1 protein-coding gene is annotated in these 803 nt (G+C 57.7%); it reads right to left on the bottom strand.

Annotated elements, in window-relative coordinates; translation table 11 throughout:
- Positions 1 to 31: 31 nt before the first annotated feature.
- Positions 32 to 803, bottom strand: a 772-nt coding sequence (locus ROE7235_RS19750; RefSeq protein ID WP_121097762.1) for an IS256 family transposase, incomplete at its 5' end; no start/stop codon positions are given.

The following is an 803-nucleotide window of genomic DNA, read 5'->3' as shown; positions in this document are numbered from 1 at the left end:
GAGCTATGCCCGAAAGTTGGTGACGGCGTGATTAGGCGGCTTTTTGAAGTTGCTTGATCCCGTCCTTGAATTCAATCCCCTGGATGATCTCAGGCATGCGGCTTGCGCCGTCGAGTTTGCGCCATTTGGTCTGGGCTGACATCATCAGCTTGAACGCCATGGCAAGGCCCGTTTTGCGGCTGAGGCAACCTTTGGTTTTGCCGGTGCGATGCCGAACCGTGGCGAACGTGCTTTCGATGGGGTTAGTGGTTCTGATGTGTTTCCAATGCTCAGCCGGGAAATCATAGAATGCCAGCAGCACGTCGCGGTCTTTGGTCAATTTGGCGACGGCCTTGTCGTATTTCACACCATATGTCGTGACGAAGAAGTCGAATGCAGCCTCAGCGTCGACACGGGTTTCAGCCTGCCAGATGTCGTGCAGATGGCCCTTTGCCTTGACCTGAACCGACTTCGGCATCGCGTTCAGCACGTTGCCCGTTTTGTGGAACCAGCAGCGCTGCTCTTTCGTTGCGCCAAAGACCTCGCGCAGGGCATTCCAGAAGCCCAGGGCACCATCGCCAATGGCCAGGTCAGGCGCATGGGTGAGCCCGCGTCGTTGCAAATCAAGGAGCAATTCGCGCCAGCTTTGGGTGCTTTCACGATAGCCGTCGGCCAAGCCGATGATCTCTTTGCGGCCCCATTCATCTGCCCCGATCAGCACCAGCACGCATTGCTTTTCCTCGGCCATTCGGGGCCGAAAATAGACGCCGTCCGCCCAGATGTAGACGAAGCGACGCGCACTCAGATCGCGCCGTTGCCAACGG

Source organism: Roseinatronobacter ekhonensis, from assembly GCF_900499075.1.
GTDB classification, from domain to species: Bacteria; Pseudomonadota; Alphaproteobacteria; order Rhodobacterales; family Rhodobacteraceae; genus Roseinatronobacter; species Roseinatronobacter ekhonensis.
This window is presented reverse-complemented; position numbering and strand designations above follow the sequence as displayed.